General features: G+C 43.1%; 20 protein-coding genes. 14 read left to right on the top strand and 6 right to left on the bottom strand.

Annotated elements, in window-relative coordinates; translation table 11 throughout:
- Positions 1 to 91: 91 nt before the first annotated feature.
- The 7 genes from atpA (at position 92) to JMW94_RS00340 (ending at position 8507) form a co-directional block, all read left to right on the top strand.
- Positions 92 to 1636, top strand: coding sequence for a F0F1 ATP synthase subunit alpha (gene atpA, locus JMW94_RS00370; RefSeq protein ID WP_055125356.1), 1545 nt, complete (start codon positions 92 to 94; stop codon positions 1634 to 1636).
- A gap of 226 nt (positions 1637 to 1862) precedes the next feature.
- Positions 1863 to 2744, top strand: a complete 882-nt coding sequence (gene atpG / locus JMW94_RS00365; RefSeq protein WP_045445883.1) for a F0F1 ATP synthase subunit gamma — start codon at positions 1863 to 1865, stop codon at positions 2742 to 2744.
- A 50-nt stretch (positions 2745 to 2794) separates the two neighbouring features.
- Positions 2795 to 4228, top strand: a complete 1434-nt coding sequence (atpD, locus tag JMW94_RS00360; protein ID WP_045452427.1) for a F0F1 ATP synthase subunit beta — start codon at positions 2795 to 2797, stop codon at positions 4226 to 4228.
- 104 nt (positions 4229 to 4332) lie between these two features.
- The gene (locus tag JMW94_RS00355) at positions 4333 to 4749 is read left to right on the top strand and encodes a F0F1 ATP synthase subunit epsilon (protein ID WP_021812807.1); all 417 of its coding nucleotides are present in this window, start codon (positions 4333 to 4335) and stop codon (positions 4747 to 4749) included.
- A gap of 656 nt (positions 4750 to 5405) precedes the next feature.
- Positions 5406 to 6122 carry a response regulator gene (locus JMW94_RS00350; RefSeq protein WP_045445894.1) on the top strand — a complete coding sequence of 239 codons (717 nt, stop codon included), beginning with the start codon at positions 5406 to 5408 and terminating at the stop codon, positions 6120 to 6122.
- 314 nt (positions 6123 to 6436) lie between these two features.
- The gene (locus JMW94_RS00345) at positions 6437 to 8125 is read left to right on the top strand and encodes an ATP-binding protein (protein ID WP_045445985.1); all 1689 of its coding nucleotides are present in this window, start codon (positions 6437 to 6439) and stop codon (positions 8123 to 8125) included.
- A gap of 202 nt (positions 8126 to 8327) precedes the next feature.
- A complete protein-coding gene (locus JMW94_RS00340; protein WP_201599654.1) occupies positions 8328 to 8507 on the top strand; it encodes a hypothetical protein in 180 nt (59 codons plus the stop codon).
- Between the two features lie 76 nt (positions 8508 to 8583).
- Here JMW94_RS00340 and JMW94_RS00335 read toward each other — a convergent pair whose 3' ends face one another.
- On the bottom strand, positions 8584 to 10062 hold the full coding sequence (locus JMW94_RS00335; RefSeq protein WP_201599652.1) for an ATP-binding protein: 1479 nt from the start codon (positions 10060 to 10062) through the stop codon (positions 8584 to 8586).
- A 479-nt stretch (positions 10063 to 10541) separates the two neighbouring features.
- On the opposite strand from JMW94_RS00335, the gene rpsP reads away from it, so the two are divergent.
- The 4 genes from rpsP to rplS all read left to right on the top strand — a co-directional run bounded on the left by rpsP (position 10542) and on the right by rplS (position 12963).
- Complete coding sequence (rpsP, locus tag JMW94_RS00330; protein ID WP_045445900.1) at positions 10542 to 10811, top strand: 30S ribosomal protein S16; 270 nt, start codon at positions 10542 to 10544, stop codon at positions 10809 to 10811.
- Between the two features lie 185 nt (positions 10812 to 10996).
- Entirely contained in the window at positions 10997 to 11530 is a 534-nt protein-coding gene (gene rimM / locus JMW94_RS00325; protein WP_045445903.1) for a ribosome maturation factor RimM, read from the top strand.
- 87 nt (positions 11531 to 11617) lie between these two features.
- Positions 11618 to 12388 (top strand): tRNA (guanosine(37)-N1)-methyltransferase TrmD, encoded by a 771-nt coding sequence (gene trmD / locus JMW94_RS00320; protein WP_201599638.1) that lies wholly within the window; start codon positions 11618 to 11620, stop codon positions 12386 to 12388.
- Positions 12389 to 12570: 182 nt separating this feature from the next.
- The gene (rplS, locus tag JMW94_RS00315; protein WP_045445905.1) at positions 12571 to 12963 is read left to right on the top strand and encodes a 50S ribosomal protein L19; all 393 of its coding nucleotides are present in this window, start codon (positions 12571 to 12573) and stop codon (positions 12961 to 12963) included.
- 261 nt (positions 12964 to 13224) lie between these two features.
- Here the strand turns inward: rplS and JMW94_RS00310 are convergent, their stop codons facing one another.
- Entirely contained in the window at positions 13225 to 13782 is a 558-nt protein-coding gene (locus JMW94_RS00310) for a DUF4442 domain-containing protein (protein ID WP_201599636.1), read from the bottom strand.
- Between the two features lie 515 nt (positions 13783 to 14297).
- Here JMW94_RS00310 and JMW94_RS00305 point away from each other — a divergent pair.
- Both JMW94_RS00305 and uvrC read left to right on the top strand, forming a co-directional pair.
- On the top strand, positions 14298 to 15824 hold the full coding sequence (locus tag JMW94_RS00305; protein ID WP_045452432.1) for a DUF3360 family protein: 1527 nt from the start codon (positions 14298 to 14300) through the stop codon (positions 15822 to 15824).
- 150 nt (positions 15825 to 15974) lie between these two features.
- Positions 15975 to 17819 (top strand): excinuclease ABC subunit UvrC, encoded by a 1845-nt coding sequence (gene uvrC, locus JMW94_RS00300; RefSeq protein WP_201599634.1) that lies wholly within the window; start codon positions 15975 to 15977, stop codon positions 17817 to 17819.
- Positions 17820 to 17884: 65 nt separating this feature from the next.
- On the opposite strand, the gene JMW94_RS00295 is transcribed toward uvrC, so the two are convergent.
- The 4 genes from JMW94_RS00295 to lgt all read right to left on the bottom strand — a co-directional run bounded on the left by JMW94_RS00295 (position 17885) and on the right by lgt (position 20745).
- Positions 17885 to 18238 (bottom strand): energy transducer TonB, encoded by a 354-nt coding sequence (locus JMW94_RS00295; protein ID WP_087813633.1) that lies wholly within the window; start codon positions 18236 to 18238, stop codon positions 17885 to 17887.
- An 11-nt stretch (positions 18239 to 18249) separates the two neighbouring features.
- The gene (locus tag JMW94_RS00290) at positions 18250 to 18819 is read right to left on the bottom strand and encodes a dihydrofolate reductase (protein WP_201599629.1); all 570 of its coding nucleotides are present in this window, start codon (positions 18817 to 18819) and stop codon (positions 18250 to 18252) included.
- A gap of 76 nt (positions 18820 to 18895) precedes the next feature.
- Positions 18896 to 19786 carry a thymidylate synthase gene (locus tag JMW94_RS00285; RefSeq protein WP_201599628.1) on the bottom strand — a complete coding sequence of 297 codons (891 nt, stop codon included), beginning with the start codon at positions 19784 to 19786 and terminating at the stop codon, positions 18896 to 18898.
- A 74-nt stretch (positions 19787 to 19860) separates the two neighbouring features.
- Positions 19861 to 20745: a prolipoprotein diacylglyceryl transferase gene (gene lgt / locus JMW94_RS00280; RefSeq protein WP_087813630.1), complete on the bottom strand. Its 885-nt coding sequence runs from the start codon at positions 20743 to 20745 to the stop codon at positions 19861 to 19863.
- Positions 20746 to 21022: 277 nt separating this feature from the next.
- Between lgt and JMW94_RS00275 the strand changes: the two genes are divergently transcribed.
- Positions 21023 to 22654 carry a DUF4139 domain-containing protein gene (locus JMW94_RS00275; RefSeq protein WP_227685359.1) on the top strand — a complete coding sequence of 544 codons (1632 nt, stop codon included), beginning with the start codon at positions 21023 to 21025 and terminating at the stop codon, positions 22652 to 22654.
- The last annotated feature ends 88 nt before the right edge of the window (positions 22655 to 22742 follow it).

Here is a 22742-nt window from a genome sequence, read left to right as displayed (position 1 = left end):
CCATTTACCAGCGCAGTCATCTATGATTTGCGTGAAAGTAAGAGCATTTAAGTCAGTGGGCGGGTTATCATAAATTAAAGGAAACAAGGCAATGCAACAATTGAATCCAGCGGAAATCAGTAACCTGATTAAGCAGCGTATTCAAGACCTTGATGCGGGTGCAACTGCAAAGAATGAAGGCACGATTGTCAAAGTATCTGACGGTATCGTGCAGATTCATGGTCTTGAAGATGCCATGTACGGCGAAATGATTGAGTTTGAAGGCGAAATCTATGGAATGGCGCTTAACTTAGAGCGTGATTCTGTCGGCGCGGTAGTACTTGGTGATTACCTAAAGCTGCAAGAAGGTCAAAAAGCCTATTGTACTGGTCGTATTCTTGAAGTACCAGTAGGTCCTGAGCTGCTAGGCCGTGTTGTTGACGCCTTGGGAAATCCTATTGATGGCAAAGGTCCTATCGATGCCAAAATGACTGATAAAGTCGAAAAAATCGCCCCAGGCGTTATTGATCGTCAGTCAGTAGATCAACCAGTAATGACGGGTTATAAAGCCGTTGATACTATGATTCCAATTGGTCGTGGTCAGCGTGAGCTTATCATTGGTGACCGTCAGACGGGTAAAACCGCGATGGCTATCGATGCGATCATCGCGCAGAAATCATCTGGTATCAAGTGTGTATACGTCGCAATCGGTCAGAAACGTTCTACCATTGCAAACGTCGTACGCAAGCTTGAGCAAACTGGTGCATTAGCATATACGACTGTCGTCGTCGCTTCAGCGTCAGAACCAGCAGCACTACAGTATATCGCACCGTATTCAGGTTGTACGATGGGCGAATACTTCCGTGACCGCGGTGAAGATGCACTGATTGTATTTGATGACTTATCAAAACAAGCCGTTGCTTATCGTCAAATTTCACTATTGCTACGTCGTCCGCCAGGTCGTGAAGCGTATCCTGGTGATGTATTCTATTTACATTCACGTTTACTTGAGCGTGCATCACGCGTAAACGCGGCGTACGTAGAAAAGTTTACTAATGGTGAAGTAGTTGGTAAAACCGGTTCTTTAACCGCACTGCCAATTATTGAAACCCAAGCTGGTGACGTATCTGCATTCGTACCGACTAACGTGATTTCAATCACCGATGGTCAGATTTTCTTAGAATCAAGCCTATTCAACTCAGGTATCCGTCCAGCAGTTAACGCTGGTATCTCGGTATCTCGTGTGGGCGGGGCAGCTCAGACTAAGATCATCAAGAAGCTATCTGGTGGTATCCGTACTGCACTAGCTCAGTATCGTGAATTGGCTGCCTTTGCTCAGTTTGCATCAGATCTTGATGACGCAACTCGCGAACAGCTTGATCATGGTGAGCGTGTGACTGAATTGATGAAGCAGAAGCAGTATCAGCCAATGTCAATCTCTGAGCAAGCTGCAGTTATCTATGCATCGAATGAAGGCTTTTTAGCGGACGTTCCTGTCGAAAAAATCGGTTCTTTTGAAGAAGCTTACTTACGCTATATGCATGATGAGCAAAGTGAATTGATGCGTGAGATTGATGATACTGCGAATTATAATGATGATATCGCAGGTCGTTTGAAGTCATCTTTAGAGACCTTTAAACAAAATCACAGTTATTAATTTAACGGGTTAAGCCGAATTGGTTATGGCTGTCTTTGATGGCTAATAAAGTGGCGCATTGTCTTGTATTTTTTTATTAAGACAGTAGCGCCACTGTTCTAACCATTGACGGTATTAGATCGCGTCATGCACAAAATATATAACATTAATCTGTTAGATCGATGTTATATACTAAATAATTGTCGCATGCGCCAATGCTTTTTAACCCTCTTATATTGGAATCATTATGGCAAGCTTAAAAGAGATACGTGCCAAAGTCACCAGTATTAAAAGCACCCAGAAAATTACTCGTGCTATGCAAATGGTTGCGGCAAGTAAAATGCGCCGTGCCCAAGAGCGCATGGAAGTGGGTCGCCCGTATGCTGATAGTATGCGCCGGGTTATTTCACATTTGGTGCATGCCTCATCAGACTATAAACATCCGTATATGGTCTCGCGTCCAGTCAATAAGGTTGGCTATATTGTCATTACCTCTGATCGCGGTCTGGCGGGTGGTTTGAATATTAACTTATTCAAAGCTTTATCTAAGAGTATCCAGCAGTATCAAGATCAATCTGTACAAACTGAGTTTGCAGTCATTGGCGCTAAAGGTGTGAGTTTTTTCAAAAACTTTGGTGGTAAAGTGACCTCGGCAGTAACCGATTATGGTGATAAGCCAACGTTTGAGCAGATAAACGCACCGGTTCAAGCGATGCTTGACGATTATACTAACGGTAAAATAGACCGCATCTATGTGGTTTATAATAAGTTTGTTAATGCGATGACCCAAAAGCCGACTGTCAATCAGTTGGTACCTTTACCAGACAGCGCGTTTGGTGAAGAAGAGAGCGGCATTCAAACAGAACTGAGCTGGGATTATATCTACGAGCCTGATATCAAAACATTGATTGATGAGTTGCTTGGCCGCTATATTGAGTCGATTGTCTATCAAGCGGTAATGGAAAACATTGCCTCTGAGCAGTCCTCACGTATGGTTGCGATGAAAGCGGCGACAGATAATGCTGGTGACCTAATTAACGATTTACAGTTGGTTTATAACAAGCTGCGTCAAGCGGCGATTACCCGAGAAATCTCGGAAATCGTTGGCGGTGCTGCTGCTGTTTCATAATTGAAACCCCTTATGAAACCCACTATATACAGAAGTTCAAGGAGAACGCAATGAGTAGCGGTCGTATTGTACAGATTATTGGCGCGGTTCTTGACGTTGAGTTCAACCGTAGTGAAGTTCCTCAGATTTATGATGCCTTGCAAGTAGATGGTACCGAAACCACCTTAGAAGTACAGCAACAACTAGGTGATGGCATCGTCCGTACTATCGCAATGGGTTCAACTGAAGGCCTAAAGCGTAACTTAACAGTCACTAACACTGGTGCACCTATTGCTGTGCCTGTTGGTATTGGTACGCTTGGCCGTATCATGGATGTTCTTGGTCGTCCTATCGATGAAGAAGGTCCTGTAGAGGCTGACGAAAAATGGTCTATCCACCGTGAAGCGCCAAGCTACGCGGATCAGTCAAACAGCACTGAGCTGTTAGAAACTGGTATTAAAGTTATTGATCTACTTTGCCCGTTTGCTAAAGGTGGTAAAGTTGGTCTGTTTGGTGGTGCTGGTGTTGGTAAAACCGTTAACATGATGGAGCTGATCAATAACATCGCTCTAAAACATGAAGGTTTGTCAGTATTTGCTGGTGTTGGTGAGCGTACTCGTGAAGGTAACGATTTCTATCACGAAATGCAAGAAGCTGGCGTTGTAAACACTGAAGACTTTAGCAAATCTAAAGTTGCCATGGTATACGGCCAGATGAATGAGCCACCGGGTAACCGCTTGCGTGTTGCGCTGTCTGGTTTGACCATGGCTGAATACTTCCGTGATACCAAAGATCCTGCCACTGGGAAAGGTCGTGACGTATTGCTATTTGTTGATAACATCTACCGTTATACACTAGCCGGTACTGAAGTATCAGCACTACTTGGTCGTATGCCATCTGCGGTTGGTTATCAGCCAACACTTGCTGAAGAGATGGGTATGCTGCAAGAGCGTATTACCTCAACTCAGTCAGGTTCTATTACTTCTGTGCAAGCAGTATATGTCCCTGCGGATGATTTGACGGATCCATCACCAGCAACGACGTTTGCGCATTTGGATGCAACGGTTGTATTGAGTCGTGATATTGCTTCACAAGGTATCTATCCTGCGGTTGATCCGCTAGATTCAACCTCGCGTCAGCTAGATCCATTAGTCATTGGCGAAGAGCATTATAACGTTGCTCGTGGCGTGCAAGAGATTTTGCAGCGCTATCGTGAGCTAAAAGACATCATCGCTATCTTGGGTATGGATGAGTTGTCAGAAGAAGATAAACTAGTCGTTTATCGTTCGCGTAAGATTCAGCGCTTCTTGTCACAGCCATTCCACGTTGCTGAAGTCTTTACTGGCGCACCTGGTAAATATGTACCACTACGCGATACCATTGCTAGCTTTAAAGCAATCATCGCGGGTGAATACGATGACCTACCAGAGCAAGCGTTCTATATGGCTGGTGGCATCGACGAAGTTGTTGCTAAAGCAGAAAAAATGAAATCTACTGCAGCGTAAGTTGTGTTAGCATTTGCTAAAGGGCAGATAGGCCATAAAAAGTCTATTTGCCACTTAGTAACGCCTCGCAGTTTTGATTGTGTTTTGATCGTAAGGAGTTAAGTATGGCAACGTTACAATGTCGCGTCGTAAGTGCTCGTGAAGAGTTGTATTCAGGCGAAATTAGCATGTTAATAGCTACTGGTACCGAAGGCGAGATTGGTGTATTGCCAGGTCACACACCGCTTATTACTTTGTTAAAACCGGGTGCGATGCGAGTGCAAACACCAAACGGTGAAGAAGAAGTGATTTATGTATCAGGCGGTGTTTTAGAAGTACAGCCGAAGATGGTTACCGTATTGGCTGATACAGCGATGCGTGCACATAACCTTGATGAAAGCAAAATTGTCGAAGCACGTAAAAAGGCTGAGCAGATGCTTGTTAATCAATCGGATACTGTACAAACTAATGCAGCTTTAGCATCATTAGCAGAGTCTGTGGCACAGCTACAGACTATCCGTAAGTACAAAAACCGCGCTTAATTTTTTGTGGAAAATTTTAGAGTTTCTTTTTGACTTTTACCACAGATACAAAAAAACAGTCCATCATGGGCTGTTTTTTTATGTCTATTATTTAATATTCTATGCTTGTTGATCGAGGATAAATATACGATTTATGATGCAATTTCGATCTCGACAGCCAGTTTTTTAAATATGAATGTTAACTAACTATGCATATATGAACTATGCATTTACTAATTATGTATCGAATAATAATAGGCAGTATGGGAATAGTAGATGAAAAAGTCACTGGCAGCAAAGGTGATATGTCGCTATATTAGACGTAACAGGAATATAAGTATCGGTATCAATCAAGTATTCTATCGCTGTGCGCTACATTAAGATTGGCTACTTATAGAAATTCAGGTGAGGAAAGGGTCGTAAAAAAACATTTCACTTGCTATTATTTGTATAAAGCTCATAATTTTTGGACGTAAACTAAAGTTTTAATGGGTGTAGTTTATAGGTTTTGTTAACGACTATAAGCTATAGTATAGGAAGCTGTATGTTTAATAGTATACTGTGCTACCAAGTTTGTAACAGCTATACCAACATCAATTGTGCCACTTAATGGTGCTATTAATTTTACCGCTCTTACTTTTACTGCTTTTAAATGAGATGTATTAGAGGATATAACAATGACAACGAATGAAGAAGACAACACCCCCCGAATTTTGATTGTTGAGGATGATGAGCGTCTGGCCATGTTGACTCAAGATTACTTGGTCAAAAATGGTTTAGAAGTCGCTATCGAAACCGATGGTAATCGTGCTATTCGTCGCATCGTCAGTGAACAACCAGATTTGGTCGTACTTGATGTCATGCTTCCTGGTAGCGATGGACTGACGGTATGTCGTGAAGTACGCCCGCACTATCAGAATCCTATTTTGATGCTGACTGCGCGTACTGAAGATATGGATCAGGTACTGGGTCTTGAGATGGGTGCGGATGATTATGTCGCTAAGCCTGCTCAGCCACGTGTCTTGCTAGCACGTATTCGTGCGTTATTACGTCGCTCAGAAAATGCCCCATCAGAAGATGTACCACAGCGCCTAGAATTTGGTGAACTGGTCATCGACAATGGTGGTCGTTCAGTGAATTTAGGTGATGAATTGGTTGATTTCACCAGCGCTGAATATGACTTATTATGGTTGCTTGCTTCTAATGCGGGTCGAATTCTTTCGCGTGAAGATATCTTTGAGCGTCTACGTGGTATTGAATATGACGGTCAAGATCGCTCAATTGACGTTCGTATCTCACGCATTCGTCCAAAAATCGGTGATGATCCAGAAAATCCAAAACGTATCAAAACCGTTCGTAGTAAAGGGTATTTGTTCGTTAAAGAAGGCAACTAAGTCAATTTTGCTCCGGCAACGGCTTATTGCTCATTAGCATGACCAAAGAAACCAGCAACTAGGCTGGTTTTTTTGTGGCTAAATTTTAATTTTTGAACTTAAATACAGCGTTATGTGGTTTAATTAAGCAATTATTGTGGGTGCTGCCTAAATGTACATGAGGTAAATGGATTTTAGGTGATGCTCAGTTATAAATTAAAATACAGCAGCCAGAATGGTTTTTTATTCAACAGTGTTTGATATCATTTATCACGCAGCGCTTGTTTGCTGAATGATGTCGGCAGTTTTTATTCATTAAGTTGGTTACGGCACGTATGTCATTAGTCTCTTCTTTAAAACACAGTATCTTTGTTCGTATTTATGCTGGGCTACTCATAGTCTGTTTGTGTGTGGCATTATTTGCTCAACTGTTGATGGATACCATCAACAAAGAGCGCGTCCAATCCTACCGTGAAAACATGGCAACAGGGGCTTTTCATCTGGTGAGTGAAGGTATCGCTCATCAGGAAAGTGAAGAACAGCGTGAATATTGGTTGTCTGATGCCAGTAGTTTATTTGGCTCAGAATTCAAAGTTTTGCCTATTGATGAAGTAGACTTTAATGCCAGTGAACTGCGGCGTTTTGAAAATGGCAATACGGTCGTTCGTTATACCGAGCAACCTGTCTATGCCGATGTTTATTATCGTCTACCGGACAATCAAAGCGTTTTGACCGCCAGAATATCGCAAGTGACTGAGCAGCAAGTACGGGCAATCGCTGTGTTTTTATTAGATGATTTGTCTTACTATGTGACGTTATCTGACAAGCGTGCCCGTTTGGCTGAACTGGAAAAAAAGTTTTCCTTTCCTTTAGAGTTTAAAGCCGTCAATACACTGGATTTGGATACCGATCAGCTTGCACGATTACGCCGAGATGAAGTGGTTATTTCCTTACAAGATACCAATAGCAGTAAAAGTAATTCGGCTATTAGAGTAGTGGTGCCTTCTGAAATCAATGACATGGCGATATTGATTGGTCCGGTGCCATTATTCAATTGGTTCCCACTTAATCTGATTATTAGTATGATTCTTATCAGCATGTTTTTAATCAGCTTAGGCGTGTATGCGTTGATTTTTCCACTTGAGCGTAAATTGCAGTTGATTCAGGTTGGCGTCAATGAGGTGAGTAAAGGTAATCTTGAAAGTCAAGTTCAAGTAATTGGGCAGGATGAAATTGCCCGTTTAGCCGCGACTTTTAATGCAATGACCTCGCATATCAAGCGCCTTATTGAGTCGCAGCGAGAATTAACGCGAGCGGTATCACATGAGCTTCGTACACCGGTGGCTCGTATCCGTTTTGCCGTTGATATGCTGGCTGATACGGATGACGAAGACTCGCGTTTTATGCAGCGTGATTTTATTGATGAAGATATCGAAGCGCTTAATGGTTTGATTGATGAGATTTTGACTTATGCTAAGCTCGAAGAAGGCTCACCAAAGCTGGATTTAGAACCAGTCAATCTTAGAGAGTTATTGGAGCAGATTGAGCGTGAAACCAATGCCTTGGGTAAGCCTATCAAAATAGTGACCAAGCTGCCGAATGCTAAAGTAACCGCTGTTGCAGATAGGCGTTATTTACACCGTGTGATTCAAAATCTTGCGGGCAATGCCTTACGTTATGCAGAGACCACGATTATCATTAGTGCTGGCGTCAGAAAGGGCAATGCTTTTGTTAGTGTTGAGGATGATGGTCATGGTATTCCAGAAGCAGATCGCGAAAAGGTCTTTATTCCATTTTCACGTTTAGATGACAGTCGCACACGCGCCTCAGGCGGCTATGGCTTAGGCTTGTCTATCGTATCGCGCATTGCCTTTTGGTTTAATGGTAGTATGAAAGTCGATGAGAGCCGAGAGCTTGGCGGTGCACGATTTGTCATGACGTGGCCTATCAAACCACTGACACAAATTTTGGCTGCTGATGAACTGACGCAAGAAAAAAGCGAGCGTGGTTTTGAAGATAAATAATGCCACTGCAAAGAATTGTCGTTATTTTCTAGTATAAAAATAGCGGCATCAATTAAGCAGTGTTTGACAAATAAACTTGCTCAATTTCTAAGCAGTGTTCTCAATTTCATGTTTAGAATGAATACACACCTTAGATAGAATTGTCGGTTAATTTTTATTATTAACGGTTTAAAGATAGCTTTAAATCAGAGGAGGGCAAAGGATGCCATATTTATTTGGTGGTTTGGTGGTATTAAATGCAATAACGTTGGGCTACTATTTATTCTTGCAGCAGCCATCGACAACGCAAACGTTAATAGCAGCGCAAGAAAATATTACTCAGCCATTAGCGTTTACGAATAGTGCCAAATATATTCCACCTATCATTGGAAACAAGGACTAGGTGTTATAAAACTAAATAGTCGCAGCGAATTGTTTTGAGCATTTATTAGCTTTAGTGATGAACCATTCAGCGGCTATCAGTCTTCTTTGTTCCATGTCTTGTCATTAAAGATAGGCGTTTTTTGTGTATCGGCTGCCATGGTTGTATCTCCAGCAACCTTGGAAAGTAGGGGAATACGCACACACACTTGTAAACCCCCGTCGGGATGATTAATGGCTTCTACTGTCCCATGATGCAATCTGGCAATACGGTCGACAATCGCTAGACCTAAACCACTGCCTTGTGTGGTACGTGCTGTCTCTCCGCGCTCAAAAGGCTGCATAATACGTTCTAACTGATCTTCTGCAACGCCATCACCACAGTCACGCACACATATCAGCAATTGTTCTTGTGCCTCTCTATTGACGACATTTTCACTGACGACATCGCTATCTTCCGCTTCAATGGTTTCTATAAAAGTTGGCACAACAGTCGCTGACAGGTAAATGGGCGGTTTGCCATAACGCTTGGCATTATTGACCAGATTGATCACGAGGCGTTTGATAGACATGGGGCGCACAGGAACCACTTTGTGACACTCTGATTGATAGATGAACTCCATTGGTGCAAATTGCACCATAATCTCATTAAAGATGGTATCCAAATTGGTTAGGCTGACTGGTTCATCGGAGCCATCTTTCATAAACGAGATAAACTGCTCTAAAATGGCATCCATGTCTTCAATATCATAAATTAATCCCTCTCGAAAAAAGTCATCAGGTAACATCTCAGCAGTCAAACGCATACGAGTTAAGGGCGTTCGCAGATCATGCGAGATACCAGCAAGCATAATCGTACGCTCTTTTTGTGCTTGATTTAACGTCGTGAATAGACGATTGAATGCCATGTTGACCTGACGTATCTCCGTAGGTCCTTTTTGTGTTGGCAACGTAGTGGCATGACCGAGCCGAATATAGTTGGTCGCAGCACGCTGTAAATATCGTAGCGGACGATTTAATTGCCGCGCCAGTAAAATAATAGTCAGCAGCGATAAAATAGGTAATCCAATGAGAAACAGCACTAATAATGCTGGACTATATTGCGAGTAATAAACCACGGGTTCACGAATCCAAAAGCTGTCATCACGGCTGTCTCGCACCCAAAGCTGCGGTGTCGGTTTGAATTTAAAATAAACCTCGACAGGTCGACCCAATTGCGCACCGATTTCGCGTTGTAAGACATCAGTGAAGACGCCGACAAATGCCTTATCAGACACTGCTGGAAAGTCATTAGGGTTATTCACTACCACGACATGCGAGTGTTGATAAATCCATTGGCGTACTTCAGGACGATTTTTCCAGTCTTTGTTGACACTATTCATCAACTGCAGCTCGCTCGTCAAGTAACGTGCATGGTTTTTAAGCTCGGGTAAATACAGACTGCGCCAAAAAAACAGAATCGACAAGCTGACACTGATAAGAACAATGAAAGAGACCATCAAGGTTGTCAGCCAAGTGTTGGAGTAAGAGCGCGTAAACCGCCCTTTGCGACGTGGTTGCGATTTTGGTGTGGTCATATGGATCCAACATATTAAAAGATGCTTTATTGAGTTTAGTGTAAAAATGGTGCTTTTTTATGTCGTTCAAAAACAACGTGCCATACTTATAAGTAGCATAGTGGTTGCGATTCTTGAGAAATTGAGCAATTCGGTAGGCGATAGCATCATTCACTCGCTGACTATGTCATAGAGTAGCATAATCAATGAATGACACGGATGGCTTTAAGATAGTAGGCAACAATTGAATACCCAAATTTGCACTAATATAGTACTGAGTAATATAGCACCGAATAATACAGCAACGAGCCACTTGAACATGATGTAGAGGCAGTATCTTCAGTTAAAAATCAATGGTGATGATCAATTGTATTTTACATCGACGGGCATTTAAGCTATTGTTAATAAATAATTAAATAAGCGCAGTTTATGTTTTCAATAAATCAAGACTGTGATATAATTATGCCCTTTTTGGTATACCTGCGAAAGAGAGAATTCACATGGTTGTTATTCGTTTAGCACGGGGCGGTGCCAAGAAACGCCCATTTTATCAAGTAGTTGTTGCTGATCAACGCCGCGCGCGTGACGGTCGCTATATTGAAAACATCGGCTTTTTTAACCCACTCGCTAAAGAGTCTGAAGAAGCAGTACGCTTAAATATGGAAGCGTACAATGCGTGGATCGCAAAAGGTGCACAACCTTCAGATCGCGTTGCTTCATTGGCAAAAGCTTTCAACAAGTCTGTCGCGCAAACTGAAGCAACAGCTTAAGTTTTGTGGTCACTGAGACGCTGATAGCTCGTCTATAAGCAGTCTCGATAGACTTTAGTAAAAAACATAGCGTAACTGGTCTAACTAGGTACGCCATTAACTGTTTATCGCTTTTAACTGCGTTTATCGTTTTTAATTGCTTTTTATTTATCTTCGCTGTGTTCATCATTGTTAGGTTAGCCGTTATGTCTTCTGCTCCAAACGCTAGTGCCCTTATGAAAATTGGTCAGCTCAAAAAGCCTTATGGTATCAAAGGTTGGCTTTGGGTATTTAGCGAGACAGATGATCGTACGGCGATATTTGACATTAAACCTTGGTGGATGAAAACCGCTACCGGCATGAAACCTTTAACCGTCAAGGCTTGGCGTGAGCAAGGCACAGGAATTGTGGCTCAGTTTGAGCAAATTCCTGATCGCAATGTTGCTGAGACTATGAACGGGGTAACTCTTTGGGTCGAGCAAGACATTTTGCCAGAACCCGCTGAAGATGAATATTACTGGTCGGATTTGGTCAGCCTGCGCGTTGTAAATGAGCAGGATGAGTATCTAGGCGACATTACTGAGATGTTTGAGACTGGCGCTCACGCTATTATGCGGGTTGCGGCAAACTCAGACAGCTTAGATGCCGATGAGCGCCTGATTCCATGGCACAAGCAAACTGTAGTACAGGTCAGTCTGACTGAAAAAACAGTGCTAGTGGCATGGCCGAGTGATTATTGATAATAGTTTTAACTTTGCGGTTAAGCTTTATCAGTAATAACACCGATTTATTTAGCCAATATTAGCCACTGCGCAAGTAGATACCTAATGTATTTTGCCGTTATTAGTATTTTCCCTGAAATGTTTGCCACGATTCGTGAGTTTGGAATCACGGGTCGAGCAGTCACTCAGAAACAAGTGACGATTGAATGCATTAATCCACGTGATTTTACCAGTAATAATTATCGCCGTATTGATGAACGTCCGTATGGTGGCGGTCCTGGCATGGTGATGATGGCTGAGCCATTATCCCAAGCGATTGAGGATGCGCGCCTGCGAGCAAGTCAGCACGGCTGCCGCGTCGACAAAGCGCACTGTCCGGTGATTTATATGTCGCCACAAGGACAGACGCTCAGTGAGAGTAGCGTGGTCGATATGACTGAGTATGACGGCATGATTATATTATGTGGTCGTTACGAAGGCATTGATGAGCGCCTACTGTCGCAATATGTCGACATGGAAATATCATTGGGTGATTACGTACTTACCGGTGGTGAGCTACCAGCAATGGTGCTAATGGATAGTGTGATACGTCGTCTGCCTGATATTATGGGTGATGATAAGTCAGCTGAGCAAGACTCGTTCGTCGATGGCTTGCTTGATTGTCCACATTATACTAAGCCGCATGAGTTTGCGGGTATGGCAGTGCCTGAAGTGTTACTTTCAGGTCACCATGCCAATATCGCGAAGTGGCGCTTTAGTCAGCAAGTCGAACGTACGCAAGCGCGTCGTCCAGACTTATGGCAAGCGTTTACGCCAACGGTAGAGCAAGCAAAGTGGCTAAAAGCATTGGCAAAATTAGATAAAAAACAGCGTTGATAGCGGCTAAAAAGATAAACAGTTGAGCAACAGAATTTTGAGCAACAACAAAACGAGTCATAGCATAATGGCCGTTTGTCATAACCCACTTACGTTGTGTCTCATTAAAAAGATACGATCCATTATTACAAACAGGTGATATGCGTCAAGCCTCTATTATCTAATGTGAGGAGATAACTCTCATGAGCAACAAGCATCCATTGGTTCAGGTCATCGAAAATGCTCAATTGATTGAGCGCCCAAGCTTTGCACCCGGCGATACCGTTGTGGTTCAAGTAAAAGTACGTGAAGGTGAGCGTGAGCGTTTACAGGCTTTTGAAGGCGTTGTAATTGCTAAACGTAACCGCGGTTTAAACTCAGCGTTTACCGTACGTAAAATCTCAAGCGGTGTTGGCGTTGAGCGTGCATTCCAATTGCATTCACCAATCATCGATAGCATCGAAGTGAAACGCCGTGGCGCTGTTCGCCGTGCGAAACTATACTACTTACGTGAGCGCTCTGGTAAATCAGCACGTATCCGCGAGAAGCTTGCTCCGCGTGCACCTAAAGCTGTTAAGCCAAAAGCTAACGCTTAGATTATATCCAGTATCTGCTTTTAAGCATTGTGCTTAATATCGCTTTATTGCTGAACCGTCTATTATGCGATTCGGCAATAGTGAAAAGCCAGATACAAGCCCTTATTCATAGGTTTATCATATAAATAAGCGGGTAGTACCAAAAAAGACAAAACCCCAATCTGTGCGTATGCCAGATTGGGGTTTTTGTTTCTGTCGTTTTAATTAATGCGCTTTAAATCACAAATCTAGAGAACTGTTTTAAAAATTGCCTTTAAGCCTCTAACCATCGAGATTTTCGATACGGCTATTTTGGTCTTTAGATTTGCTGTACTTACGCAAGCGTATATAGAGCATTTTAGTGACGGTAGCGATAACTTTTTGTTGATCATCGACGATATCTGCTTGGTATTCCCGAAATACTGGCTCGCCTTCTTTTGCTAATTCTTGAATCGTGGTTATTTCATTGCTAGGAATTTTTAGGCGCGCAGTGACTTTGCTATTACCAGGGGCAATAAACTCAATATGTGAGCTTTTGTCCCAGACTACGTAACTGCTGCCCAGTTGATGCATCAGCATTATCATATAGAATGGGTCCACCATCGAATACAGGCTGCCGCCAAACTGAGTGCCCACGATATTTTTGTTCAGCGTATTCAGCCCCATACTTACCACACACAAACCTTGATCGAGATTGAGGTGATCGATTCTGATACCAGCGCCTACGTACGGTGCATAAGTATTGATACGCAGCTTCAGTAGGTGGGGTGTCAATAACGGCATGATACTTTGTTTGGCTCTGCGTTTTAGCGTCTCAAAATTGGTAGGTAGCAAACTCATAAATTCGTCCTATTGCTTCTTTTATATTTTTTAGTGATACCGTTTGAATCAAATTTTTTAGTGTACTTCTATCAAAGAGCAGTCACGAAAGGGCATTTATCATAAGTAAAAAATATCAAAACCGCTAGGCTTAAAGCGTAACTGACATGGATTTTCTATAGTTACTTAAAAGTTATAATAAACTATTTATTATAACTATCTTTAATATTTAGTTATGTGATGACAAATATCTAGATATAGATAATTATTAAGAAAAAGGTCATTTATTCTAATTTAAAGCCTATATTAAGTGTGTTTTTTCCTCATGGTTTTCTATTAAGTTCAATTTTTTATTAAATGGAAACTTTAATTTATATATTATAATGGTGTATGGACTTTTTTAGTGATTCTAAGTTCGCATTTCTAGTTCTCATGTCATACAATGGCTTGCAATTTTTAATGGACGCTTTAGTCACATTAACTTTCACTATTAATTTATCAGTTAAATAAAGCCTCAGTCGACATAAGGAAATGTGATGAGTAACACTCAGATCCCTTCTTCAGGGTCTAATCAGCAGTCATCAAATCCATCTAATTACGACAGCGAGCCATCAGGTAGCTACCTTGATTTACACAAACCAAGCGCAAGCTTTGACAGTCGTGACGCTTATCTAAATCATGAACTACAAATCATGCAGCCAAAACGTTGGCGTCCCAATTTGCCGTTTCGTGATTATCGCTTTGAGTATGAAGATACGATTCCTGCAATGGCGGCGACGATTGGTAAAGTGGTTATGGTGGGTGCTATTGCGGCAACATTTGCAGGTCCACTTGGTTTGGGCGATGCGTTTGTTTTAGAAAACGTTCGTTATGAGCTATTAATCGTTTCATTTTTTATCATCTTATTTTCAGGATTTCTACTCCCGACAGCCAACCTTGCAGGTACTCACGGCCCCCTTATTCCGCTTATTCCTATTGTCGTGGCCGCTGGTGGTCACCCGATGGCCTTTGGTCTGCTCATCGGTGCCTTCGGCTTGCTATTGGCAATCAGTAAAGGGGGCAGTCTGCTGGCAAACTTGACCAGTAAAGGCGTGTGCGGTGGTCTCTTGATTTACTTAGGGTTTATCGGTACCACCTCACAGGTCAAAAACCTCTTCGCTTGGGCAGAAGGTATTGGCATGTCGCATATTGCCTTCTTCATTATTCTGGCAACTATCCTACTATATGCATTACTTGAGCACTGGCAAAAACGCTGGCTTGCGGTTCCGCTAAGCTGTGTATTAGGTGGCGGACTTGCATTTGCATTGGGTGCACCATTTGAGTTCAAAACTGCACCAGGCTTGCCGAATATGAACCCGATGTATTGGTGGGGTGAAAATACCGGTTGGATGCTAGGATTACCGACGGTTGAAAGCTTTATTGTCGTACTGCCGTTTGCTATTTTGGCGGTTGCGATGTGGTCACCAGATTTTTTAGGCCATCAGGTCTTTCAAAAAATCAGCTATCCTAAACGTACTGAAAAGGTACTCATGGATATCGATGATACAATGACCAGCGCATCGTTTCGTCAGGTCGTCGGCTCTGTATTGGGCGGTGCTAACTTTGCGTCATCGTGGGGCACTTATATTGTCCCAGCAGCGATTGCCAAACGTCCGATTCCCGCCGGTGCCTTATTGACAGCATTGTTCTGTATTATCGCAGGGGTTTGGGGCTATCCAATGGATTTGGCTATTTGGCAGCCAGTGATGTGTGTGGCATTGATCGTTGGTGTTTTCATTCCACTGCTTGAAGCTGGCATGGAGATGACTCGCGAAGGAAAAACGACTCAGTCTGCTGCAATCGTAGTGTTTGCTTCAGCGCTTGTAAATCCTGCCTTTGGTTGGTCACTCACGTTGTTGCTTGATAACTTAGGCTTGATTGGCTCGAAAGAACGCAGTGCTAATTTAACTAAAATGAGCCGCTGGATCATACCGGGTATTATGTTTGTGGTGTTGACAGGTGTGATGGCTATTGTTGGTATGCTACCGGGCATCCCAGCTTTAATGGCTAACTTCCGTCATTAGTATGTTGCTGAATAAGCGATAATAGAACAAACTAAGTCAGCGAAAGCTGGCTTTTTTATGGGTGATGCTATGATAATAATTGGCTTGTAAAACAATGACTCCCGCCCCATAACTAGCAGTATTATAAGACTTTTAAGAGCAATAAATTCTATGGTCAATGTCTCAGAATCGAGTCCCGTCGATGACAAGAAAGTCCGTCTTAAGCATTTAATTCAGCGCCTGCCAAATTTGCCAGGGGTCTATAAAATGCTGGGTAAAAATGGCGATATCTTATATGTCGGTAAAGCCAAGTCACTCAAGAGCCGTGTGAACAGCTACTTTGCTAAAACCATTGACCATCCAAAAACACGGGCGCTGGTGGCACGGATACATAATATTGAAACCATTATTACCCGTAGTGAGACCGAAGCGTTATTGCTCGAGCAAAACTTGATTAAAGAATATCGTCCGCCTTATAACGTACTGTTGCGCGATGACAAATCCTATCTCTATGTGTTTATTTCAGCAGATAAGCCTTACCCGCGATTGGCTTATGGTCGCGGTAAAGGCAATCACCAAAAAGGTCGCTTTTTCGGTCCTTTCCCCTCTGCTCATGCTGCCAAAGAGACACTGGTGCTGATGCAGAAAATGTTTCAAATGCGCCAATGTACCAATACTTTTTTTAAGCAACGTAAGCGTCCTTGTCTTGAGTATCAGATTAAGCGCTGCCGTGCGCCTTGCGTGGGCTTGGTATCGCCTGAAGAATATATGGAAGACGTCAATAATACTATTCGTTTCCTAAAAGGCGACTCTAGCGATATTCATAGCGCTTTGATTGAAAAAATGGAAGCTTCTGCTGAAGAATTAGACTTTGAAAAGGCAGTGTTTTATCGCGATCAGCTGTCTATGCTGCGCGAAGTACAAGCCAAGCAAGCTGTTTATACTGTGCAAGGCGAGGCGGATGTGATTGCTATTGCCAGTCAAGCAGGGATGACTTGTGTCAACGTCTTGACCGTACGTGGCGGGCGCGTGCTTGGCGGTAAGAATTACTTCCCTGATGTTGATAGCAGCGAGCCACTTGCTGATAATTTATCGGCATTTATTACTTCATTTTATTTTCAGGTGACGGATGACTTGCCACCCGAAATCATGTTGAGTCATGAATTACCGGATCAAGTGGCGGTCAGTGAAGCGCTAGCGAGCCATTTTGGCAGTAAAGTCGTGATCAAAACCAGTGTCCGTGAGCACCGTGCCGAATGGTTAGATTTAGCCAAACTCAATACCAATAATGCGCTAAAAACCAAGCTGGGCGACTATTTAGAGCTGCATGCGCGCTTTGGTGCCTTAAAAGATGTCTTAGCGGACGTCACTGATAGAACCGTTGATCGCATAGAGTGTTTTGATATCTCCCATACGATGGGCGAGGCGACCATTGGTAGCTGCGTAGTCTTTGACCAAGGTGGCTCGCGTCGCCGTGATTATCGTCAATATGCGATTCATGACATTGTCGGTGGTGATGACTATGCCGCAATGAAACAAGTGCTGACACGGCGCTATAAAAAGCAGCCATTGCCTGATTTGTTGCTGATTGATGGTGGTAAAGGGCAGCTTGGCATCGCCAAAGAAGTGCTAACCGAGTTAGGTATTCTTGGTGACACTTTGCTGATTAGCGTGGCAAAAGGTGAAGGACGTAAGGCTGGGCTTGAGGTGCTGCATTTTATCGATCATGAGCCGCTTGATTTGCCCATGGATAGCAAGGCGCTGCATTTACTGATGCATATTCGCGATGAGGCACATCGTTTTGCGATTACTGCGCACCGTAAGAAGCGCGATAAGCGCCGTTCATCGTCAGTGTTAGAAGTCATACCGGGGCTCGGTGAAAAGCGCCGCCGTGATTTACTCAATCATTTTGGCGGATTGCAACAATTGCTCGGTGCATCGCAGCAGGAATTGGCAGGCGTGCAAGGGATTGGGCCAGTACTTGCAAAAACGGTTTATAAAGTATTGCACGAGTAGGCGTTTACATTCTACCTACCTATCTATCTGTCTGTCTAAATTTTTAGTAGTAGGGTAAACAGTTTCTAATGTATTACATAGGTAATGGGTACAGTAACTTTTGTTGTAATAAACTCATTATCCTTAGTACCGGCTTTGAATATCATTTTTCTAGCATCACGTAGAGCACTTCGGTCTAATGACACGACGCCTGATGACTCAGTAACAGAAATGGAACTAATTTGACCAGATTTATCAATCAACATGCTCAGGACAACTTCATATTCCTCACCAGCTTTCAAACGTCTAGCTGCTCTGTGTGGAACTGTGAACTGAGGTTGACGCAATATTTCAGCAGGCTTAATAACAGGCTCTCTTATCGCTAGACTCTGACAGCCCGATAGTAATATGCCAGTAAAGATAAAGGGTAGTAGTTTCATAACCAGCTGACCTAGTCTGCTTTTATTTTATAAGTCACAAATTTAAAATCTAGTGCACTTTTTTCATCGTGCATTTGCTCAGATTCTTCGGTCACTTCAAACTCATTTGGCAATTCAGGATAAAAGGCATCACCATCGGTAATTTCGGTATCTACGTGAGTCAGTTCAATACGGTCGGTATACATCAAGGCATCGCTAAAGACGCGCTCACCGCCAATCACCCAAATCGTATCAAGATGTGCACCATGTGCGAGACTTGCTGCTTGTGTTAATGCATCATCTAAATTGTGCACCACGTAAGCATTGCTTTTGCCGACCAAACCTTTTTGTTCGGCATAATCTAGCTGGCTGCTGATGATGAAGCTCACACGTTTTGGCAAAGGCTTGCTGCCCATGGATTCAAATGTCTTACGACCCATAATGACGATACCTTGAATCGCACCATCATTTTTTTTGGTCGTCATGCTTTTGAAATGCTGCAAATCTGCTGAGATATGCCACGGTAGCTCATTATCTTTGCCGATACAGCGGTTGCTACTGATAGCTGCGATTTGGGCAACTTCGGTGTGAGCATAACTCATAACGTATCCTTTTTATTGTCTTTAATATGCTACTTTCATTTGCTGCATTTATTTAAAACTTTCAATCAAACAAAGGCTAGACTGCAACCTTTGCCTTAATCGCAGGATGCGACTCGTAACCATCAACGCTAATGTCTTCGTATTTGAAAGCAAAGATATCATTCACATCAGAGTTAAGCGTCAGCGTTGGTAGCTTATAAAGCTCACGCGTCAGTTGCAGCTCAACTTGCTCGCGGTGGTTTTGATAAATATGACAATCGCCACCCGTCCAGATAAATTCGCCCACTTCTAATCCGCATACTTGTGCGACCATATGGGTCAGCAAGGCATAACTGGCAATATTAAATGGCACGCCTAGGAATAAATCTGCTGAACGCTGATAGAGCTGGCATGACAGTTTATTATCCGCCACAAAGAACTGAAATAGCGTATGACAAGGCGGCAGCGCAACTTGATCTGCTTCACCGGGATTCCAACCAGACACAATCAAACGTCTTGAATTGGGATTGGTTTTTATTTGCTCAATGACTTGGGTGATTTGATCGACACCATCATTATTGTAGCTCCCATCTTCACGCTGGCTTGCGCCATAATTGCGCCACTGATGACCATAGACAGGGCCTAAATCACCAGCAGGGCGGTTAAAGCGCGCTGTCTGTTCAGCCGTTGACCACTCATTCCAAATACGTACGCCATTGGCTTGCAGATAATCAACATGCGTACTGCCACTTAAAAACCAAAATAGCTCATAGACGATAGATTTAAAGTGGACTCTTTTGGTGGTTAATAATGGAAAACCATCGGCTAAATTAAAACGGAGCTGCGCGCCAAAGTGGCTCAGCGTACCAGTGCCAGTACGATCGCCTTTTTCAGTGCCTTCAGTGAGGACAAGACGCAGCAAATCTAGATAGGCTTGCTCATTTTTACGCTGCTTGTTGTTACTAATAATGGAGTTACTCATAATCATAAAATTGCTCTTCTACGCTATTAAAACGCATAGTTGTATTGTTTTTTAACAGGCTACTTGATGTGAATTAGTGCTTAATAAGCCGACTGCTTACCCCAGTCATAGATACCACGTTTGTAAGCGTATACCAGCATAATGAAACCAATAATAATCATGGGAGCGCTGAGTATCTGCCCTTTGGTCATCCAACCTAGTAATACAAATCCTTGGTCAGCATCTGGTTGGCGGAAAAATTCAATGATGAAGCGGCTGATGCCATAGCCTAATAAAAATACTGCCGATGCTGCCATACGTGGGCGCGGTTTTGATGAATACCACCATAGGAATAGGAATAATAATAACCCTTCGGCAAGTGCCTCATACAGCTGTGAGGGATGACGAGGTAGCAAATACTGCCCATTTACTTCAAGCATCAACTCTTGTAGCTCAGGGTTGGTTTGCAATTGCTGCATATCAGTAGCAGCCGCTTGCGGGAAGTAGGTCAGCCAGTTGTAGCCACCGTTAGAGACGCGGCCCCATAGCTCGCCATTGATATAATTGCCAATACGACCAAATAATAAGCCTGTTGGCACGCAAGGAACGATAAAGTCCAGCACCTGAAACGGGGTCTTTTTATACTTGCGGGCAAAATATAACATGCCCAGTAAGACACCAATCATGCCGCCATGGAAAGACATGCCACCTTCCCAGACTTTGAAAAGATAAGCGGGGTTTTGTAAAAATTCACCGAATTGATAAAACAATACATAGCCGACACGACCGCCCAAAATGACGCCAAGTGCGCCAAAAAAGACCAAGTCGGACACCATGTCAGTGTTCCAATTATCACGTTTGGTGCTGCGATACCAAGCCAGACCAAAGGCGGCGGCAAATGCCAACAAATACATTAGGCCATACCAGTGCACTTCTACTGGACCCAAAGACAGCGCTACAGGATCGTACTGAGGATGTATCATCATAAAGGCATCATAAATTTGGTAATAGAATGCTGCTCATAATAGCAAAAATAGCCAGTGAGGCATACCAAATTACGGTGAGGCTCATCTCATGGTAACAACTTATCTGCTACGGGTAACATCTAGAAAGAAAGCCAGAAAACCGCTAAGATATAAAAAAGTTGCTGAAAATAAATGCCATCATAAATATTGCCTCATTATATTTAATGAAGCGTTAGATATTGCGCGCTTGCGCTAATGCACCGTATTAATGGATTAACCGTATTTTTAAGGAATGATTATGCAAGCTAAGTTATCAAAAGTAGCAATATTACCTAATTTTTTACCCTCTAAAAAACAGTTGATGCCACTGGGTTTATTTGGCTTAGCGGCTTTAGCTTTGACTCCTGCTCAGGCAGCGAACAGTAGTATTGAGCAAGTGACCATTTATCAGGGCTTAGCGAGCGTGACTCGTGCGTTACCAATCAATGGTAGCGGTGAGCAGACATTGGTTTTTTCTTGTCTATCCCCTTATATCGATAAAGACAGTGTGAGCGTACAAGCAGCAAATGGTATTAATATTGGTGAAGTCAGTATCGAGACTTTAAGCGATGAGCAAGCAGCGCAATGTCAGTATCAAGGTGAGGCGAGAGTGCAGACACAGCAAGATAATTTGGCAGTTATTAATGCTGAGTTAGAAGCGGCACGCTTAGCAAAAGCTTACTTGCAGAATTTAACCAAGGTCACGCAAATCAGTACAGATGGCACGCTTGCCAATAATGCGCGCGATCTGGAAACCCAAGCGGTCAGTATTAATAAACGCATACTAGAAATTCAGCAGCGCCAAGCCCGTGCGCAAGATGCGCTCAACCAACTAATGGCGGGCAGCGCGACTTCCACTCAAAATAGTGTGACTCAAGTGAGTGTACGTACTGCCAGTCGAGTACCAAGCAGTGTGAAACTGCACTATCAAGTACGCGGCGCGGGTTGGGAGCCAACGTATCAAGCAAGGCTGAATACTGAAACCAAGCAATTAAATATCATTGCCTCTGCGGTTATTGCCCAGCAGACAGGAGAAAACTGGCTCAATGTTCCTTTGATGCTAAGCTCTGTCAATCCCAATCAAACCACCACCAGCCAATTGCCACGAGTTGAGCGTTTTTCTTTATATGAAGAAGATAGAGAAAACCGGACTATATCTGTACCACCTATGGCGGAAAACATGCCTGTTGTGGTATCTGCAAGAGACAGCTATGGCGGTGCATCGACACCCAACATGGCGCCACTGCCAAGCTTTACCGTTAGCAGTCAGAATAAAAACGGCATTACCGAATACCGCTTGCCACAGCGTATTAGTATTCCAAGCGATGGCAGGCGCGTACGGACGGTCATTGATGAGCAGTCGGGCAGCAGCAAGCTATGGATTCGTAGTACGCCGAGTGTGGAGGCAGCTGGCTATTGGTATGCATCTGCACCGTTCTTGACACCAGCTTGGGTAGATGGTTCGCTACAGCTATACCGTGATGATAATTATGTCGGGCAGGCGCGCTATAGTTATCAAGCGCTCAAAGAGCAAGGTATCGGTTTTGGTATTGACCCTAATACCATCGTAAAGCAGATAGCTGATGAAGATAAGCAGGGTGATAAAGGCGCTTTCAATCGCACGCAAACCTTAACTAAAACACAAGCGTATCAATTTACCAATCAGCACAACCGATCTATGCATTTACAAGTATTAGGCAGTGAGCCGATTAGCCGCGACGATAGTCTTAAAGTAACCATCACTCATACACCGCCAGTGACTGAGCGTGACTGGAACAATAATAAAGGCATGGTTGCGTGGGATTTTGATTTACCAAGTAAACAATCAAAAGTCATACAGTCGACCTCTCAGATTAGTTATCCTGCTAGCAAAAACTTATCAGTAAACTAATTTGTCAGTGAACTAAGTTTAAACTTAAATCAAGCTTGGCCATTCGCTAAGCAATGACATGTTATTAAGCATATTTTTAGTAAAATTA

The organism is Psychrobacter immobilis (assembly GCF_904846185.1).
Classification (GTDB): domain Bacteria; phylum Pseudomonadota; class Gammaproteobacteria; order Pseudomonadales; family Moraxellaceae; genus Psychrobacter; species Psychrobacter immobilis_B.
The sequence above is the reverse complement of the archived record's forward strand: the minus strand, read 5'-3'. Positions and strand labels throughout refer to the sequence as shown.

Coding starts and splice junctions, on each gene's coding strand:
- atpA (WP_055125356.1), top strand. CDS start 92: ATGCAACAATTGAATCCAGCGGAAATCAGTAACCTGATTAAGCAGCGT.
- atpG (WP_045445883.1), top strand. CDS start 1,863: ATGGCAAGCTTAAAAGAGATACGTGCCAAAGTCACCAGTATTAAAAGC.
- atpD (WP_045452427.1), top strand. CDS start 2,795: ATGAGTAGCGGTCGTATTGTACAGATTATTGGCGCGGTTCTTGACGTT.
- JMW94_RS00355 (WP_021812807.1), top strand. CDS start 4,333: ATGGCAACGTTACAATGTCGCGTCGTAAGTGCTCGTGAAGAGTTGTAT.
- JMW94_RS00350 (WP_045445894.1), top strand. CDS start 5,406: ATGACAACGAATGAAGAAGACAACACCCCCCGAATTTTGATTGTTGAG.
- JMW94_RS00345 (WP_045445985.1), top strand. CDS start 6,437: ATGTCATTAGTCTCTTCTTTAAAACACAGTATCTTTGTTCGTATTTAT.
- JMW94_RS00340 (WP_201599654.1), top strand. CDS start 8,328: ATGCCATATTTATTTGGTGGTTTGGTGGTATTAAATGCAATAACGTTG.
- JMW94_RS00335 (WP_201599652.1), bottom strand. CDS start 10,062: ATGACCACACCAAAATCGCAACCACGTCGCAAAGGGCGGTTTACGCGC.
- rpsP (WP_045445900.1), top strand. CDS start 10,542: ATGGTTGTTATTCGTTTAGCACGGGGCGGTGCCAAGAAACGCCCATTT.
- rimM (WP_045445903.1), top strand. CDS start 10,997: ATGTCTTCTGCTCCAAACGCTAGTGCCCTTATGAAAATTGGTCAGCTC.
- trmD (WP_201599638.1), top strand. CDS start 11,618: ATGTATTTTGCCGTTATTAGTATTTTCCCTGAAATGTTTGCCACGATT.
- rplS (WP_045445905.1), top strand. CDS start 12,571: ATGAGCAACAAGCATCCATTGGTTCAGGTCATCGAAAATGCTCAATTG.
- JMW94_RS00310 (WP_201599636.1), bottom strand. CDS start 13,782: ATGAGTTTGCTACCTACCAATTTTGAGACGCTAAAACGCAGAGCCAAA.
- JMW94_RS00305 (WP_045452432.1), top strand. CDS start 14,298: ATGAGTAACACTCAGATCCCTTCTTCAGGGTCTAATCAGCAGTCATCA.
- uvrC (WP_201599634.1), top strand. CDS start 15,975: ATGGTCAATGTCTCAGAATCGAGTCCCGTCGATGACAAGAAAGTCCGT.
- JMW94_RS00295 (WP_087813633.1), bottom strand. CDS start 18,238: ATGAAACTACTACCCTTTATCTTTACTGGCATATTACTATCGGGCTGT.
- JMW94_RS00290 (WP_201599629.1), bottom strand. CDS start 18,819: ATGAGTTATGCTCACACCGAAGTTGCCCAAATCGCAGCTATCAGTAGC.
- JMW94_RS00285 (WP_201599628.1), bottom strand. CDS start 19,786: ATGATTATGAGTAACTCCATTATTAGTAACAACAAGCAGCGTAAAAAT.
- lgt (WP_087813630.1), bottom strand. CDS start 20,745: ATGATGATACATCCTCAGTACGATCCTGTAGCGCTGTCTTTGGGTCCA.
- JMW94_RS00275 (WP_227685359.1), top strand. CDS start 21,023: ATGCAAGCTAAGTTATCAAAAGTAGCAATATTACCTAATTTTTTACCC.